Here is a 16635-nt window from a genome sequence, read left to right on the forward strand (position 1 = left end):
TAAAACGAATGCCCATTCTACGAGGAATGGGCATTGAAAATCTAGCAGCCACAGGGGCGATCGCTAATTTGCAGGCTTGGCCTCAGCCGCCGAGGCCATCACTGAGAGCTTATACTGGCCGTTACCGAGATCGTTATAGGCATTAGCCACAATCCGGTAGAGTCCGTCCTCTGGTACCGTGACCGTCACTGACGCGTTGCGATTGTCCGGCGAGATGTCATCGTTTTGCGCAATGCGCTGTCCCTGGGTGTCGTAAACCATCAGGTAAGCGTCAAAGTCGCCGCTCTCTAAAGTGATAGTCAGCGTTTGCCCCGACCGACACTCAATCATGTACTTGTCGAAAAGGCTGTTGTCGCCGAGGGTGGCATCTCCATTTTGCAGCATACCGCGCACCTGCAGCATTGGCTGATTGACGACAGCTCGCGCCTCCTGAGCCTGGGCGATCGCCCCCATTAGGCCAACCAACGCGATCGCTAGGCTGCCGCCAACCCCAAACTGACTCAACTTCATAAGGTTCTAAAAGCTATAACAACTAAACAGGCAACACATTAGGGAAAGACCAGCGCTCAATCTGCTGCCATGCAGCAGCAAAGCACTGACCAAAACGCTTTCTACTGTAGAGCAATCATAAGCTTAAGAAATGTATCGCAGATATCATTAAAAATTATTCTCTGATAGTAAAAGTCTGCAGCTCGTTCTATTGCCTGAAACTGGCTTTCAAACCACAGCTTTGGCAGAACAAACTGCTTAATTTTTAGTGGCTGTAGCTATTAGCCAAAAGGCTAAAACTGAAAGCCGAGCAGATTCCAATACAGCAAAAGGGGTACAAATCCGACAGCGCCCAAAGTAAACAGCCCATAGCGAATACGCGCTCCCGTTGGCCAGTCCTGAGCGCGGCTGACTTTGAAAGCAGCCAGCAGCACCAGCGGCAGCAGCGCCGTCGTCAAAATGGGCAGACAGAACAAGGCGATCGCGAAGCTAGGCATACCATAGGCCAGCTTCCAAGCTCCTATTAGCCACAGGCCAAGGGGTAGACCTATCAAGAAAACGAGATTCAAAAGGCCGCTCAGTCCGGCTAGCTGCAGAACCCACGGGTGCGATCGCGGTTTATGAGTCTTTGAGTCCTGTTTAAAGATCGGCCCGATCAGCCCCGCCACAGTCGCCCAGAGAAAAGTAAGAGCGCAAAACAGCAGCGCTACGCCATGAATCCAGCCAACTTCGTACCAGGGCACCCGCTGATAAGCCCCAATCGTGCCGAAAAGAGGATTGAACAAATAGCGAATCTGACCTGTTTGATCCGCTTCAAATGCTGCTAAGGCATCATCTTCTAACCGCCTAAAAACCAGAGGTTCTACAGGGGCCAACTGCTGAGACTCAACCTTTTTGGCAAAGAATAAGTTGGGAGCTTTAATGGTCAAAGTCTGATCGTCTGCATCAACCCAGATACGCTGGGCTAAGGCCGTCAGTTTAGCAGGCGTATGGCGGGGATATTCTAGATCACGGTACACGCCAGTCAAACGGCTGAGGTCGTCAGGCTCGTAGACCGACTCGGTGGAGGGGGACTCGGCTGGAAAATAGCGATCATAAAAGGCTTCGAGAAACTGATCATGAATGCCGCTGAAGCTGTTAGCTGAAATAAAAATGCCAATATTTTGTGCGGGAATCAGCATCAGAGCGCTGGAGTATCCGCGCAGGCTGCCCAGATGGCCCAGGGTGTTGAGGCCATTAGCATAGCGCTGGTGAAAGCCATAGCTAGTACCCGGCAGGCGAGGATGGTGACGAAAATGAATTGTATGCATCTGCTGAACCGTCTCTGGCTGCAAAATTTGCTGGCCCTGGTAGCCCCCCGCTTGTAGATGAGCCAGCATAAAGTGAGCCATATCGGTCGCCGTGGCCTGCAGGGAAGCGGCAGGGTAAATATTGAGGTAGAGATAGGGCACTGGCTCAAATTGCCCTTTACGTTTTTGGTAGCCCGTCGCCAGATGGGGCCGCAGAGCCGCCGCAGGCGGTTGGGCAAAGGTGCTGCGCTGCATCGCTAGCGGCTGCAGAATATGCTCGTCAATATACTGATTAAACGGCTGGCCTGAAACCCGCTCAATCAAGTAGCCCAGCAGCGCAATGCTGTGGCTGGAATAGCTGTAGAGCTGTCCCGGTGGCCACTCAACTGGTGGCATATGGGTGGCCAGATAGTCACCTAGAGGCGTTTGTCCAGCGGCAGTACGGGCGGCTAAACCAATCCGGCGCTTGCTGAAGCCATCGGTGTGCAGCATCAGGTGCCGCCAGGTTATGGGCGTCGGGAAAGGGTTGTCTATGGCGAAGTCCAGCAGCGGTGCAATGTCGTCATCAAGCTGGATCAACCCTTGTTCAGAGAGCTGCATTGCGGCTGTCGCTGTTAGCAGCTTGGAGAGAGAGGCCACTCGGAAGAGGGTCTGATCGGGATCGGCGGGGCGCTGCTGCGCTAAGTCTGCATAGCCATATCCACCTTTGAAAAAAACTTCGCCGTCTTTGACGACTGAGATCACGCCCCCCGGAATTTCCTGATTGGCAACAGCCCGCTGAAAAAACTGATCCACAAACTGTCCAAAGGCAGCGACATCCTCTAGCCCAGCGGCATCTGCCTGAGCTGGCACAGGTTCACCAGATTCATCGAGCTGAATGGGTTGAGGCGTTGGAGCGGTAGCCTGCACTGATGACTGCGGCACGATAAAGCTGGCTGAGAACAAGACGAAGAAAAAAGCGGTTAGGCTAGCTGCGACGAATCGCCTGAGCGCTTTTGCCGATATTTCCGCCATAGTACCGGGTTGCTAATAACTGCCGTTCATAAGCTAAGCAGACATTCTGCCGTAGCACATCTCCCAACCGGGTGAAACTACTGACGCGGCTCAAGCTGGCGTTCTAACCAGTCTAGTAAGTCCTGGACGACCTGTTCTCGCTCCAAGTCGTTGTGAGGCTCATGGTAGCCTCCGGCGTATATTTTTAGGGTTTTATCGGCAGCCCCTAAACGATTAAAGTACTGGCAAGCTGGCTCTAATAGGCTAATCTGATCGGCTTCCCCATGAAGCATGAGAACGGGACAGCTCACTTTAGGCGCCTGATACTTGATGCGCTCGATCGCCTTGAGGGATTCAGCTCCCCAGCGCACCGACACAGCGCTGTGAACCAGAGGGTCGCAGGCATACTGCTGTCGCCGCCCTGAGTCTCGTGAGAGCAGCGTGGCATCTAGCTTAGTTTTGAAGGTCAGGGTCGGCCAGATTTGTGAGAGCAGGCGGGCGATCGCTATCAGCACCGGATTGCCAAAGCGGCCAGCCGGGCAAACCGGCATACCGCTAATAATCAAGCCTGTCAGCGCCTGACACTGCAGGCTGTAGTCTACGACGATGAGAGCGCCTAGACTGTGACCATAGAGAAAGAGGGGAGCCTGGGGATAGTCTTGACGGATAAGCTGTAGAAACAGACCTAAGTTTGTGCCATAGTCCTGCCAGCGTTGAATATGACCGCGCGTTCCAGGCGATCGCCCATGTCCGGGATGATCAAAACTAGCCACCAAAAAGTTAGCCTTAGTCAGCGCAGTCGTTAAGCTCTCATAGCGTCCACTGTGCTCGCCAATACCATGCACTAAGACGACAATGCCCCGAATCTCTGCCGGACGCCAGACCTGATAATACAGTTGTGTGCCTCTGGCTGCCGTAAAATAACTATCCTGCCGCATCCTAATCCATGCAACTTGTATTCGAAGCTTACGACTACGCTATCAGTAATTTAGATAAATTCTGGGACGCTTTGTTACAGCATTTGCTACTGGTTGGTGTGCCGTTGACAATTGGGCTGCTGGTGGGGTTACCGCTGGGGCTGTGGAGCGCGCGATCGCAGCTTGCCTCTAGCCTCCTAATCAATAGCTTCAATGCGCTGCGGGTGATCCCCAGTCTAGCAGTTTTGTTTATTGCCATTCCCTACTTTGGCCTCAGCTTTCAGTCAGCGGCGCTCGCCCTAACGCTGCTGGTAATGCCGCCGATTTTGATCAGCACGGACGTAGCGTTTCGGGGAATTGACCCCATGATTCGAGAAGCGGCTGTGGGCATGGGTCTGTCGGCTGGCCAAATTTTGCGGCAAATCGAAGTTCCTTTGGCCCTGCCGGTGATCATTGCCGGCGTTAAAACCGCAGCAGTCGAGGTCATTGCTAGCGCCACCTTAGCGGCGTTTATCGGAGCGGGCGGGCTGGGAGATTTTGTGGTGCTGGGCTTTGCCGCCTATGACAACGCGATTTTGCTGGTAGGGGCAGTGCCCGTAGCGCTGCTGGCCCTGCTGGTGGAAGTCAGTCTCAGTCGTTTGCAGAAAGCCGTACAGCCACCTATTTAAGGCGATCGCCCTCTATTTCTTATCTACAGTCTGCTCAGGAGAACCGATCATGACCGTCGAACAGCAGCGCCTAGAAGCCACCCAAGCCCGTGAGGCCGACTGGAAGCACTGGGGGCCTTATCTCAGCGATCGCCAGTGGGGCACCGTCCGAGAAGACTACAGCGCCGATGGCTCAGCCTGGGACTACTTCTCCCACCAGCAGTCTCACTCGCGGGCTTATCGCTGGGGCGAAGACGGGCTGCTGGGCATCTGCGACGACAAGCAGCAATTATGTTTTGCCCTAGCGCTGTGGAACGGCCAAGATCCGGTGCTCAAAGAGCGGCTGTTTGGCCTGACGGGGCCGCAGGGCAATCACGGTGAAGATGTCAAAGAGTACTACTTTTACCTAGACAGCACGCCGACCCATTCCTATCTGCAGGCGCTTTATAAATATCCACAGGCAGCCTATCCCTACAGGCATTTAGTCGAAGAAAATCAGCGGCGCGGGCGCGAGGCGCTGGAGTTTGAGCTGCTAGATACGGGCATTTTTGAGGAAAATCGCTACTTTGACGTATTTGTAGACTACGCCAAAGCCGCTCCAGACGACATTTTGATTCAAATTTCTGTGGCTAATCGCGGCCCGGACGCTGCGACAATTCATGTTTTACCCACTCTATGGTTTCGCAACACCTGGTCTTGGGAACAGGCAGCCGAAAAACCAGCCCTCAATCTGTCGCCCAATGCCCCAATTGGCACCGTCGGCATTGAAGCTTTTCAGGCTGAACTAGGCCAGTATTGGCTCTATGGCGAAGACCCGGTTGCCGCCAACAAACCCGAACGACCGCTCTACTTCACCGAAAATGAAACCAATTTTGAGCGGCTCTATGGGGCCAAAAATGCCTCGCCCTATACTAAAGACGCCTTTCATCGCTACGTCGTGGAGGGAGAGACGCAAGCCGTCAATCCCAATCAGGTGGGAACTAAAGCCGCTATCCACTATGTTTTAGAGATTCCAGCCGGGGAAACACGGCAGATACGGCTACGACTGAGCCAGGGCGATCGCGCTCCGGCCCCCTTTGCCGAGTTCGCGCAAATTCTGGCGGCTCGAAGACAAGAAGCCGACGATTTTTACGGCAAAATTACCCCCTTTGATCTCAGCGCTGACCTGCGCCAAATCCAGCGGCAAGCCTTCGCCGGACTGCTCTGGAGCAAGCAGTACTATCGCTATGATGTGGCTCGCTGGCTAGGAGGCGACCCGACTATGCCGGAACCACCCCAGGGGCATCAGTTCAGCCGTAACCGCCAGTGGACGCATCTTGACAGCAACGACATTATTTCCATGCCCGACAAGTGGGAATATCCCTGGTTTGCCGCTTGGGATCTAGCCTTTCACTGTTTGCCTCTGGCAATGGTTGATTCGGACTTTGCCAAGCATCAGCTCGATATCATGACGCGGGAATGGTACATGCATCCCAACGGCCAAATTCCCGCCTATGAGTGGGCCTTTGGTGATGTCAATCCGCCCGTTCACGCCTGGGCTACCTGGCGGGTGTACAAAATTGAGCAGAAAATGCGGGGCCGGGGCGATCGCCAGTTTTTAGAGCGGGTGTTTCAAAAGCTGCTGCTGAACTTTACCTGGTGGGTGAATCGCAAAGACGCCGAGGGCAACAACGTATTTGAGGGGGGCTTTTTGGGCCTAGATAACATCGGCGTTTTCGATCGCAGCGCTCCCTTACCCACAGGCGGCTACATCGAGCAGTCCGATGGCACCAGCTGGATGGCAATGTACTGCCTCAACATGCTGACTATGGCCCTAGAGCTAGCGCAGGAGAACGCCGTCTATGAAGACATGGCAACCAAGTTTTTTGAACACTTCGTCTATATTGCCGACGCCATGAATCACATCGGCGGTCATGACAAAACTGAGCTATGGGATGAGGAAGACGGCTTTTTCTATGACGTACTACACCTGCCTGAAGGTCAGCGGCTGCGGCTCAAGGTGCGATCGATGGTAGGACTGATTCCCCTATTTGCGGTTGAGACGATTGAGCCAGATAGCTTGAATAAACTACCAGGATTTAAAGAACGGTTGGAATGGTTTGAACACAATCGGCCTGAACTTAGCCACAACGTCGCTAGCTTCATTGATCAGGGGGTCGGTAAGCGCCGCCTGTTAGCAGTGGTCAGACCTGATAAGCTGCGCCGCATTTTAACTAAAATGCTGGATGAAGCTGAATTTCTGGGGGCATATGGCATCCGGGCGCTCTCTCGCTACCACCTAGAGCATCCTTACTGCTTCAGTACGGACAGCCAGCAGCACTGTGTCTCTTATGAACCGGCAGAATCCAGTACCGGACTCTTTGGCGGCAACTCCAACTGGCGCGGCCCTATTTGGTTTCCGGTGAACTACTTGCTAATCGAGTCTTTACAGAAGTTTGATCACTATCTCGGTGATGCTTTCACCGTTGCATGCCCGACTGGCTCTGATACGCGCAAAACCCTATGGCAGGTAGCGCTAGAGCTAGAGCAGCGCCTAATCCAGATTTTTCTGACCGGCGAGGCGGGGCAGCGTCCCGTTTTCGGTGGGATTGAACCTTTTCAACAGGATCCTCACTGGCGTAACTATCTGCTCTTTCACGAATATTTTCATGGGGACAACGGTGCGGGCTTGGGGGCGAGCCATCAAACCGGATGGACAGGACTGATCGCTAAGCTAATTCAGCAATACAGTGAATACGGCAACGCTCAACTGCATTAACGGAGGCTCAGTCCTATGGCGATCGCTATAAAGGTGCATTAAACCGTATGGCAATGCACCCTGTAGTTAATATTTAAAGAGTTAGATATAGTGAGAGCTGACAACAGCATCTAAGTCTGATTAACCGAGCGATCGCCTCACTTTCCTGCATAAAATTTAGAGATACACTAGCTGAAATCTTATTCAAAGATTATTGGTTTTGCTAGTTCTATTGCTCCCTTTCAGCCATTAGAGGAAATATCAGTTAACAGCCTAGATACTGTTGCGTTTAGACGAGACAGATTAGGATAATACAGTCGCTTTACCTCCTGTTTTGATGGAGTTGACTTGCAATCTGTCAGGGAAGCTTTTGGCTTCAGTTATTACTATACCGCTCCTCTTTCAGGTTAGGGGCTGCTGACAACAAAGTTTACAACCCGTGAGTCAGAGGTCGCTATTCGTAACGTAAAAACATAGATTCCGTCAGGCTTTCAGAGTAAAATAAGTTGGCGCATCAATTGAAAATACGCTGGCAAACTAACAGTTTGAACGGTCTAAAACGCCTGGTTCATACTTGCAGAGGGTAGCTTTTTTATTCTTTTGACGGCAAAATATTTATCGTTGTTTCTAAAGCCAATTACGGGCTATATTGCTATGCCGCCTCAACTCAAGAAAGCCGTTCTATTGACAATTATTGGCGAATCAGTCTTGCAAGATCGCCTCATGCAGCTCATGAAAACGCTGGGCGTTTCAGGGTATACCTTTACCCTCGCTCAGGGCGTTGGCAGCCACGGCGTCCGGATGTCAGACGTATCAGGAATTGCCGGCTACAAAACTAATCTTGAGCTAAAAACGGTAGTTTCTGCAGAAATTTCCGATCAGATTTTGACCGAAGTAAATGAATATCAAGACAAATACGCGCTGATTGCGTTTCGGCAGCCCGTAGAAGCGCTGTTAGATTGACCCAAGGGTTACCCAGTCGCTGCTAGGCTAGCTTTTCTGGCTGTGGGGGCTGACTGCTTGTTCTAGCCATCGCAGCCCCGCATTGAGCAGCAGCGCCAGCAGCGCCACCGCGATCGCCCCGGCCCAGATCTTGTCACTGCGGTTAGTCTGAATCCCCTCAAACAAGAGATTCCCCAGACCGCCAGCGCTGAACTTAGCGCCAATGGTGGCAATGGCGATCGCTACGACTGCCGCCAGCCGTACCCCCGCCAAAAATACGGGCAGCACCAGCGGCACCTGTACCCGCCACCAGCGCTGCCAGCTACTCATGCCCATGCCCTTAGCCGCCTCTAGGATGGCTGAGTCAATGCCGCTTAGCCCCACCACCAAGTTCCGCACCAAAATCACCTGGGTATAAATCACCATCGCCGTAATCACCGATCGCTGATTGAGGCCAAACACGGGCACTAAGAAAATAATCAGCGCCAGGCTCGGAATGGTATAAAACACGCCCAGCACGCCCATAACAGGCACCGCCAATCGCCGCACCCGCGTAATCAGCAGCGATAGGGGAATGGCAAGGGTAATGGCGATCGCTAGGGTAATGCCCACCATTTGCACATGCTCCCAGAGCTGCTGCAGAACGACGGTAGGACTGGCGAAGAGATAGGACATGAAGAGATGTGGGTGATGCCTAGCGGGTAGCGGATGGGTAAACGGGCAGATAGGGGGGCTTGGGCGCGGCCAAGCCCTGATGAAATATCAGCGAGACTCGCTTTGTTTGACGGCTTGCTGAATCTGCGCCAGCGAAAGGACTCCTACGGGGCGATCGCGCTCTGCGATCGCAATCTGACTCGCGCCAGTTCTAAGCATGAGCGACAGGGCTTCTCGGAGGCTAGCCTGGGGGGAAAGCCGAGGCTGACTGTCTAGGTCAAAAGTATCCGGCAGATTCTGCATGGCGGCAGCGACTCGCAGCAGGCCGAGCTGTCGCATCACGTCTTCGCTGCCCAAGAGGCTACGAATAAAGTCATTGCGGGGCTGAGTGAGGAGATTAAACGGCGTGTCGAACTGGACAATTTGACCAGCCTGCATCACCAAAATGCGATCGGCGAGACGCATGGCTTCATCGACATCGTGCGAGACAAATAAAATTGTTTTTTGCAACTGGTGCTGCAGGCGCAAAATCTCATCCTGCAGTGCCGTACGGGTAATGGCATCGATCGCCCCAAACGGCTCATCCATCAAAATCACCTGGGGATCGCCCGCCAAAGCTCTGGCTACCCCTACCCGCTGCTGCTGTCCCCCGGAAAGCTGGGCCGGATAGCGATCGCGGTATTCCTGGGGCGGCAAGGCCACAAGCTGTAGCAGCTCATCGACCCGCATCTGAGTTTTAGAGCGGCCCCAGCCCAGCAGCTTCGGCACCACTGCTACATTCTGCGCCACCGTCATATGGGGAAATAGCCCCGACTGCTGAATCACATAGCCAATTTGCCGTCGTAGCTCAGTGGCCTTCAGCTGGCGAATATTATTGCCCGACAGAAAAATACTGCCCTGAGTTGGCTCATACAGGCGGTTCACCATCTTCAGCAGCGTCGTTTTGCCGCAGCCAGACGGCCCCAAAATCACCACCAACTCCCCCGGCTGCACCGCAAACGTGCAGCCATCCACTGCCGGACGCGCTGCCCCTGCAAACCGCAGCGACACCTGCTCAAACGCGATCGCACTCATGGTTTAGCCCGTTCAACTTCCGTTCGACTCCACTCCCAGCTAGCCCCCTTTTCCCTCCCTCAACCATTACTCCACCACTCCCGACTCCAGCAAAAACTCGCGCGCTACCTCCGCAGGCTCGCGCCCCTCACCAGTCACCTCGTAGTTAAGCTGCTGCATCGCTTCGTTGGTCAGCAGCGGCGCGATGCCGTTGAGGACTTCGGCAATTTCGGGATTGGTTTCTAGCGCTTCCTGCCGGACTACGGGCGCCACCTGATAGGGAGGAAACAGATTTTGATCGTCTTCCAGCAGTACCAGATCAAAAGCGCTGATTTCACCATCCGTTGCAAAGGCCACAGCTACATCCGCCTCGCCATCAACGAGACCCTGATAGCGCAGGCCGGCATCGACGGCTTTGTAGGCTTCTAATTCAAAATCGCCATAAGCCTGCTGTAGTCCCGGCAGACCATCTTCTCGCACCTCAAATTCGGGCGGGCCGATCATAATTAGCTCATCTGCCTGGGCCGCCATCTCAGAAATTGTGGTGATGCCCAGCGCCTCCGACTGGGCCTGGGTCATCGCCAAAGCCTGGGTGTTGTTCATCGGTGCGGGTTCTAGCCAAACAAGATTAAAGTTTTCCTGATACTGGTTAGAAACCGTGTCGTACACCGCCTGCTGATCGCTGCTAACAGGCTGCTTAAGCACCGTCAGCAAGCCCGTCCCCGTGTATTCAGGATAGAGATCAATTTCGCTATTTTCTAACGCGGCCTGGGCGACAGGAGTGCCGCCTAAATTCAGATTGCGTTCGACCTCAAAGCCAGCATCTTCTAGGGCGATCGCATACATTTCTCCCAGGATGAGCTGTTCGGTGAAGTCTTTAGAACCGACGCGAATCACGCTGCCGTCAGGTTCGGAGCCGCCCTGACAGGCGACAACGGTGGCGGCAACTAGAAATGCCAGCAGAGCAAAAAAGAAGCGATGGCGCAGTTTGAACATGGCTTAGCGGCGAAGATTGAATTTTTAAGAGGATAGCACTGATATTGACTATCGCCGTCCTGCCTGAGCAGCGGCAGCTACCGCCGGGACTGCTGCTGCAGCACCTCCAAAAAGGCTTTGACAGAGGGTGGATGAGGCGTATTGACCAAAGTTGCCGCCCCGATCGCCCGCTCTAGCGGTACGGGCAGCGATCGCACCTGCACCCCTTTGGGAATCGGCAGCGCTGCCAGCCGGGGCAAAATGGCGGCTCCCAAGCCCTGAGCTACCATGCTGACAATCGTGGAATCTTCTTTAATCTGGTAGGCCACCTGCAGCGTTTGGCCCCAGGTGCTCCAGTGATCGCGCACGGCCGAGGTGCATTCGGCATAGTTCAGCAAGATAAAGGCGTGCTGGGATAGCTCCGTCCAGGTGAGCTGGGGCGGTACGTGCCCTACCGAGCGCGGCAGCAAAACCACATACTCGTCGCGGGCAATTTCCCAGGTGGCAAATTCTTCCGACCGGGGCAGCGGCACTAGGCCAATGTCGGCATCGCCGGCCCGCAGCGCCCGCTCAACGCCGGTGGGATCGTATTCGCTCAGGGAAACCGCTACGTTGGGAAAGCGCTGACAAAACTGAGCAATGATGGGGGGCAGCAGATGGGTGGCGGCACTGCGAAAAGAGGCAATCCGCAGCTGGCTGCCGTACAGCCCTTTTTCTAAATTGACTTCGTATTCAATCTGCTCCCGTAGCTCTAAAATCTGATCGGCATGGCTAATGATGCGCTCGCCAATGCAGGTCAGCCGCGCTCCAAACCGCCCCCGCACCAGCAGCGGCACTCCCAGCTCAGCCTCTAACGACGCGATCGCCCGGCTCGCAGCTGACTGAGAGATATCGAGCCTGAGGGCCGCATCGGAAAAACTGCCGTGGCGGGCGATCGCCGCCAAAATTTCCAGTTGAGAAATGTTCATAAACTACATCTATTCGCTTTGCGCATAGATGCGACTCGATCTGGGTTTTGTTTTCAATAAAGAGTAAAGATAGCTTAGTCAATAAGCCGCTCATTAATCTATCTCATTCGACTCCCATGTTCGAGCTAATTGACTTCAACAAGTTTCGGGACACGCCCAACGTTCGCTTTTTTGACATTACAATTGACCGCTCCAACGCCCGCGATCTCGTCTTTCACGATGGCCCCGCCGTCAGTCCCCACAACAGCACTGAGGGCAGTTGGCAATTTTATCTCCATCCCCATCAGGAAGATAACTTACTGGCCGTTAGCGGGGGCCGCACCTTCGACTTAGTCAACTTTGCCTGGGCCTATCCCTATCATCGGGTGCGCCTAGAGGCTAACCGTTCCATTCTGCGGATTCCGCCAGGCACCTTCCACCGTTCTGTCTCCGATCGCAAGGGTTCTCTAGTCATCAACCAGGCCGTGAGAAGCGCCCAGGCCACTTTGCAGAATGAGTTTCGCGTCTACAACGCCTATAACATTCCGCGCTTGCGGGCCTTACTCAGCTCTGGTCTTCGCCCTCAAGAGCACGGTTTTGAAGAACCCTATCTCCAGGCTGCCTAGGAAACAGACTGAGCAGACCGATGGCTCCAGCCCACGGCTTCGCCAATATGGTTGAGCTGATGAGCCGCTAGCTTTTGCAGCAAGCCCTGGGAAATGCGTCGCATCAGGCCCGGCCCTTCATAGATCCAGCCCGTATAGACCTGGACAAGAGAGGCCCCGGCAGTAATTTTTTCCCAAGCATCCGCCGCCGTAAACACACCGCCAACCCCAACAATCGGGAGCTGGCCCTGGGTCTGCTGCCAGATAAAGCGAATGACCTCAGTAGAGCGCGATCGCAGGGGCGCGCCGCTGAGTCCCCCCGCCTCTGCGGTTACTGGCTGCCCGGTAGGCTGCACAATGCGAGTCTTGAGGCCGGTGCGGGCCAGGGTTGTATTGGTCGCAATCAGTCCCGCGAGCTGATAGTCCACAGCCAGATTAACAATCGCCGCGATCGCCTCCCAGTCAAGATCGGGCGAGATTTTCACCAGCAGCGGCTTTTGATTCTGGTTAATCTGCTGGATGGCATCGACGATGGCAGCGAGCTGGTCAGCAGCCTGGAGCGATCGCAGCCCCGGTGTGTTGGGTGAAGACACGTTGACCACAAAATAGTCGCCCCAGTTTTGCAGCAGCTTGAAGCTTTCCTGATAGTCGCTGGCCGCCTGATCGAGTGGCGTAATCTTAGACTTGCCCAAATTGATGCCGATGGGAATCGGCACGGCTTGGGGACTGCGGAGCTGCTGCAGGCGCTCGGCTAGAGCCGCCGCGCCCAGATTATTAAAGCCCATGCGGTTGAGCGCTGCCCGGTCGTCCGGCAGCCGAAACAAACGCGGACGCGGATTACCTGGCTGGGGATGAAAAGTGACGGTACCCAGTTCGGCAAAGCCGAAGCCCAAGACTGTCCAAGCTCGCACTCCCACCCCGTCTTTATCAAAGCCCGCCGCTAGCCCCAGCGGATTGGCAAATTGCAGGCCCCAGAGAGACTGCTGCAGTCGCGGATCATTGAGCGTGTAGGTGCGCTGCAGCCAAGCCTGATAGACCGAAGGCTGATCGGCGATCGCCTCATTCACGCCCGGCTGGGTCATCCAGGCTAAACTCCGCAGGGTTTGCTGGTGTAGCCATTCTGGACTCGCCCCCGGCAGCCGAAACAAAAGCGGGCGAAGCAAACGTGTATACATGTCTTGCAAAAAATCTCTCCTTGGCACTATTGCCCAAAATCTTTGTCAAGATAGCGGTTAGTCGATTTCTAGCGGCTCTGCTATTCAACAGCCTCTGTCACTGCAAAGTTCATCTTAGCGATCGCCAGCGAACTGAACCTTAAAAGCTAGATGCATTAAATTAAGCAGGCAGGACCCAGAGTGAGCAAGTAAACTGAAGTCGATAGACCTGCATAAGAATCAGCTCCCCGATTTATCAAACAGCAGAGAGGCAAACTCAGAACTGCGCAGCTGCACTTTTCTAGGTTTAGGCAGGGTCAAGAGCGGGGAAAATTGGGCCGTTAAGGAGTCGATAAGGCATGGGGCAGCCAAAGGCACCAACCAGATTTGAAAAACAAGTTGTGGCTTTGGGACGAATTCTGCAAACCCTCCGCGAGCTGGAGGAGTTAGAGCCGTTAGTCGAGGCTGTTTTAGAATTTGTCAGCTCAGAATTTGCCTATTCGCTGCTGTGGATTGGCCTCTATGACCGGGTGAATCATCAGCTTCGCGGACAGGGCACCCGCGCGCCGATGCCGATGCGGTTATCCCATCAGGTGATTGCCCTCAATCCGGGCGACCTGATGGAGCAGGTCGTGATTCAGCAGCGGCTGCTGGCTGTACCCGACTTGCGGCTTGAACCGAGGGCGGGGACTTGGACAGCTATCGCTGAGCAGCAAAACATTCAGGGGACTTTGCTCTTTCCGATTCGCTACCGCCATACCTGTCTGGGCGTCATGCTGCTGGGAACTGAGCACTGGGGCATGTCACCCACCTCTGCTGAGCGAGCGGTTTTAGCTCTGGTTCTAGGAGCCTTGGCCGAAGCCCTCTATCTACACCAGCAGAGCCAGCAGCAGCAGCTTGTCAAACGCCCCGATCAGCCCCTGCTTGAACTGCTAGAGGCGCTAGAACCGCTGACCAATTTGGAGGAGCGGCTGCAGACCGTTGTGCGTATCACCCATCAGTTTGTGGCTCCCTCGCGCACCAATATTTACTGGTTTGAGCCGTGCGGCAGATTCTTTTGGCATCGGGTAGCCTATCATCGCACTCGGCCCACCGTCTACACCGCCACCAGCCATCCGGCTGATTCTCGCCTAGCAGTTAGCCAGGTGAAAGGGTTTTATCAGCTGCTTCAGGCAAATCAGCTCGCCATCATTGGTGAAGCCCAGTCTTCCCTCAACGCCAACGTCACTAGCCTGCTGATGCAGCAGCTCAGAGCGCGATCGCTGATTGCCGCTCCGATTCGGTTTCAATCTGAGCTGCTGGGGTTTATTTCCGTCGAAGGGGAGGAGGCCCGGATTTGGACAGAAGCGGAGCGCAACTATCTACAGGCCGCTGCTCGGCTCTTGGGGCTAGGGATGCCAACGGCTGAAATGGAAGAAAAGGTGGAGGAAGTCAAAGCAAATCAGGTCCTGACGGCCACCGTTTCCCGCAGCATTCACAATCAAGAAGACTGGCGCAAAACCCTCGATCTCTGCGCCAAGGAACTCTGCCCCCGCCTGCAGGCTGACCAGCTAATCGTGCTGCTGTATAACTCTGAGCTAGACGGGTTTGAGCTGTGCTACTACAGCCGCACTCAGGTTTCCCGCTTTGCCCATACCCCCTGGCCCGCCCTCAGCGATGTGGACTGGCAAATGCTAGAGCGCAGCCGGGAAGCTATTTGTATTGAAGACTTGGAGCAGGAGCTAAAGCTGCTGGCCTGGCAGCCTATTCTGGTTGAGATGAAGGCGCGATCGCTGATTATTTGCAATGTGTCTATCGGCCACGCCCCCGAAGGACTGCTAATTGTCAGCAGCAGCCGGGAGCGGCACTGGAGCCAGCTCGATCAGTCCCTTGTGCAGGTGGTTAGCCAGCAGGTGGGCCTAATTTTGCACCAGTGGCAGTTGCAGCGGCAGGTGAGTCAGCAAATTCAGCTTTACCAGACGATGCAGTGGGGCTTGAAGACGCTGCAGCAAACTTTTCAGCTCGATCAGCTAGAGCAGGGGACGCTGGACTACATTGCCAAGCTGTTGCGGGTGCCCCTGATTGGTCTGATTAGCTGGGTGCCTGAGCAGCCTGCGGCCCGAATTACCAGCGCCGTTGTGCAAAAGCCGTTTGAGCTGGTTATCCAGGAAACTATCCCAGTCGCTTCTGATGCTATTGTCAACTGGGCGCAACAAACAGAAGGCTTGCTGCCGCTGACTTTGGAAGACCTGCCTGACAATACGCGCCAGTGGTTGCGTGCCCCCACAGGCAGCAAATTGCTGGTCATTGCGCTTAAAACTGCTCCAGAGCACACCTGCAACGCGGTGCTAGTGCTGGCGGATCACAGCGATCGCCGCTGGTCAGAATATCATCTCAATGCCTTAGCGCTGCTGACCAATCAGCTTGCCTGGTCGCGCCGCCATCTGGGCCTAGTTGAAATGCTGCTAACTCAGCGAGAATCGCTGGAGGCGCTCAACTGGTATAAGCAAAAACGCTTTGGCGAGATTCACCGTCTGGTGGAACACAGCGTCCGCCGCCTCAACGAACTGAGCATACAGAAAAATATGCCCTCTAGCCCTCAGTACCAGCAGGTTTTGCGGCAGTTAGGGGGGCTGTTGACGACCATAGCCCCGATTTTGAAGCATGAAGAGTGGCAGCTTCACAGCGAGTATGAAACCACGCCGCTGGCCAGTCTGCTCAATCGCCTGATGGAACGGGCGCGCACCGCTATTCAGCGGCAGCAGCTTTGGTCTAAAGTCCATAACGAAAATAATCTCAATATTGGCGGCGACATTCCAAAGATTGAGTTTGTTTTGTACGAGCTGATGGCAGCGGCCTGCGATCGCTCAGCCGTGGGCGGCAGAATCGATGTTTGGTGCCGTCTGTACAATCGTGACTGGATTGAGGTGGCAATTACCGACAGCGGCATTATTGATGAGGCTCTGATTGCAGAACTCCATTCCGGGCGACCTGACGACCTGCTTTCTCCTTCTAAGCTGGAGGAGCCGCCGGGTTTGCACTTCGCGATTTGCCAGTCGATTATGCAGCAGATGGGGGGCGAGCTGAACCTGTTTAAGCTGGATGATGGCAGAATTCTCAGCCGGGTGATTCTCCCCATCGCGCACAAAAATCCGGCCCAGCGGGTTCAGATTGACGGCCCCACAAGCAAACCCTTCTCGCGGCGGCAGGGTCGGTAGAAGCAGGCTAAATTAGATACAACTGGTTGAGATGGG

Annotated in this window: 13 protein-coding genes; 5 read left to right on the forward strand and 8 right to left on the reverse strand. The window is 54.6% G+C overall.

Annotation, left to right across the window (positions count from 1 at the left end; translation table 11 throughout):
* Window positions 1–63: 63 nt before the first annotated feature.
* The 3 genes from QJQ48_RS19035 to QJQ48_RS19045 all read right to left on the reverse strand — a co-directional run bounded on the left by QJQ48_RS19035 (window position 64) and on the right by QJQ48_RS19045 (window position 3709).
* A complete protein-coding gene (locus tag QJQ48_RS19035; RefSeq protein ID WP_346292835.1) occupies window positions 64–510 on the reverse strand; it encodes a PPC domain-containing protein in 447 nt (148 codons plus the stop codon).
* 272 nt (window positions 511–782) lie between these two features.
* Window positions 783–2792 carry a serine hydrolase domain-containing protein gene (locus QJQ48_RS19040; protein ID WP_346292836.1) on the reverse strand — a complete coding sequence of 670 codons (2010 nt, stop codon included), beginning with the start codon at window positions 2790–2792 and terminating at the stop codon, window positions 783–785.
* 77 nt (window positions 2793–2869) lie between these two features.
* Complete coding sequence (locus QJQ48_RS19045; protein ID WP_346292837.1) at window positions 2870–3709, reverse strand: alpha/beta hydrolase; 840 nt, start codon at window positions 3707–3709, stop codon at window positions 2870–2872.
* 8 nt (window positions 3710–3717) lie between these two features.
* On the opposite strand from QJQ48_RS19045, the gene QJQ48_RS19050 reads away from it, so the two are divergent.
* The 3 genes from QJQ48_RS19050 (at window position 3718) to QJQ48_RS19060 (ending at window position 8035) form a co-directional block, all read left to right on the forward strand.
* Window positions 3718–4356: an ABC transporter permease gene (locus QJQ48_RS19050; RefSeq protein ID WP_346292838.1), complete on the forward strand. Its 639-nt coding sequence runs from the start codon at window positions 3718–3720 to the stop codon at window positions 4354–4356.
* A gap of 49 nt (window positions 4357–4405) precedes the next feature.
* Window positions 4406–7093 carry an MGH1-like glycoside hydrolase domain-containing protein gene (locus QJQ48_RS19055; RefSeq protein WP_346292839.1) on the forward strand — a complete coding sequence of 896 codons (2688 nt, stop codon included), beginning with the start codon at window positions 4406–4408 and terminating at the stop codon, window positions 7091–7093.
* Between the two features lie 633 nt (window positions 7094–7726).
* Window positions 7727–8035, forward strand: a complete 309-nt coding sequence (locus QJQ48_RS19060; RefSeq protein ID WP_346292840.1) for a P-II family nitrogen regulator — start codon at window positions 7727–7729, stop codon at window positions 8033–8035.
* Window positions 8036–8062: 27 nt separating this feature from the next.
* Here QJQ48_RS19060 and QJQ48_RS19065 read toward each other — a convergent pair whose 3' ends face one another.
* The 4 genes from QJQ48_RS19065 to QJQ48_RS19080 form a co-directional block, all read right to left on the reverse strand.
* The gene (locus QJQ48_RS19065) at window positions 8063–8689 is read right to left on the reverse strand and encodes an ABC transporter permease (protein ID WP_346292841.1); all 627 of its coding nucleotides are present in this window, start codon (window positions 8687–8689) and stop codon (window positions 8063–8065) included.
* 87 nt (window positions 8690–8776) lie between these two features.
* Entirely contained in the window at window positions 8777–9742 is a 966-nt protein-coding gene (locus tag QJQ48_RS19070; protein ID WP_346292842.1) for an ABC transporter ATP-binding protein, read from the reverse strand.
* A gap of 66 nt (window positions 9743–9808) precedes the next feature.
* Window positions 9809–10717 (reverse strand): glycine betaine ABC transporter substrate-binding protein, encoded by a 909-nt coding sequence (locus QJQ48_RS19075; protein ID WP_346292843.1) that lies wholly within the window; start codon window positions 10715–10717, stop codon window positions 9809–9811.
* 77 nt (window positions 10718–10794) lie between these two features.
* The gene (locus QJQ48_RS19080; protein WP_346292844.1) at window positions 10795–11664 is read right to left on the reverse strand and encodes a LysR family transcriptional regulator; all 870 of its coding nucleotides are present in this window, start codon (window positions 11662–11664) and stop codon (window positions 10795–10797) included.
* A 116-nt stretch (window positions 11665–11780) separates the two neighbouring features.
* Here QJQ48_RS19080 and QJQ48_RS19085 point away from each other — a divergent pair, with 116 nt between their 5' ends.
* Window positions 11781–12269 carry a redox protein gene (locus tag QJQ48_RS19085; RefSeq protein ID WP_346292845.1) on the forward strand — a complete coding sequence of 163 codons (489 nt, stop codon included), beginning with the start codon at window positions 11781–11783 and terminating at the stop codon, window positions 12267–12269.
* Here the strand turns inward: QJQ48_RS19085 and QJQ48_RS19090 are convergent.
* Window positions 12266–13423: a quinone-dependent dihydroorotate dehydrogenase gene (locus tag QJQ48_RS19090; RefSeq protein ID WP_346292846.1), complete on the reverse strand. Its 1158-nt coding sequence runs from the start codon at window positions 13421–13423 to the stop codon at window positions 12266–12268. The two genes, QJQ48_RS19085 and QJQ48_RS19090, sit on opposite strands and share 4 nt — an antisense overlap.
* A 338-nt stretch (window positions 13424–13761) precedes the next feature.
* On the opposite strand from QJQ48_RS19090, the gene QJQ48_RS19095 reads away from it, so the two are divergent.
* Window positions 13762–16599 (forward strand): sensor histidine kinase, encoded by a 2838-nt coding sequence (locus tag QJQ48_RS19095; RefSeq protein ID WP_346292847.1) that lies wholly within the window; start codon window positions 13762–13764, stop codon window positions 16597–16599.
* Window positions 16600–16635 lie beyond the last annotated feature (36 nt).

It is taken from the genome of Sphaerothrix gracilis Ecp01 (assembly GCF_030405905.1).
Classification (GTDB): domain Bacteria; phylum Cyanobacteriota; class Cyanobacteriia; order Phormidesmidales; family Phormidesmidaceae; genus Sphaerothrix; species Sphaerothrix gracilis.

Bases quoted from the DNA above. Each gene is read 5' to 3' on its own strand.
- QJQ48_RS19050 (WP_346292838.1), top strand. From the start codon at position 3,718: ATGCAACTTGTATTCGAAGCTTACGACTACGCTATCAGTAATTTAGAT.
- QJQ48_RS19065 (WP_346292841.1), bottom strand. From the start codon at position 8,689: ATGTCCTATCTCTTCGCCAGTCCTACCGTCGTTCTGCAGCAGCTCTGG.
- QJQ48_RS19080 (WP_346292844.1), bottom strand. From the start codon at position 11,664: ATGAACATTTCTCAACTGGAAATTTTGGCGGCGATCGCCCGCCACGGC.
- QJQ48_RS19070 (WP_346292842.1), bottom strand. From the start codon at position 9,742: ATGAGTGCGATCGCGTTTGAGCAGGTGTCGCTGCGGTTTGCAGGGGCA.
- QJQ48_RS19060 (WP_346292840.1), top strand. From the start codon at position 7,727: ATGCCGCCTCAACTCAAGAAAGCCGTTCTATTGACAATTATTGGCGAA.
- QJQ48_RS19040 (WP_346292836.1), bottom strand. From the start codon at position 2,792: ATGGCGGAAATATCGGCAAAAGCGCTCAGGCGATTCGTCGCAGCTAGC.
- QJQ48_RS19035 (WP_346292835.1), bottom strand. From the start codon at position 510: ATGAAGTTGAGTCAGTTTGGGGTTGGCGGCAGCCTAGCGATCGCGTTG.
- QJQ48_RS19055 (WP_346292839.1), top strand. From the start codon at position 4,406: ATGACCGTCGAACAGCAGCGCCTAGAAGCCACCCAAGCCCGTGAGGCC.
- QJQ48_RS19045 (WP_346292837.1), bottom strand. From the start codon at position 3,709: ATGCGGCAGGATAGTTATTTTACGGCAGCCAGAGGCACACAACTGTAT.
- QJQ48_RS19095 (WP_346292847.1), top strand. From the start codon at position 13,762: ATGGGGCAGCCAAAGGCACCAACCAGATTTGAAAAACAAGTTGTGGCT.
- QJQ48_RS19085 (WP_346292845.1), top strand. From the start codon at position 11,781: ATGTTCGAGCTAATTGACTTCAACAAGTTTCGGGACACGCCCAACGTT.
- QJQ48_RS19075 (WP_346292843.1), bottom strand. From the start codon at position 10,717: ATGTTCAAACTGCGCCATCGCTTCTTTTTTGCTCTGCTGGCATTTCTA.
- QJQ48_RS19090 (WP_346292846.1), bottom strand. From the start codon at position 13,423: ATGTATACACGTTTGCTTCGCCCGCTTTTGTTTCGGCTGCCGGGGGCG.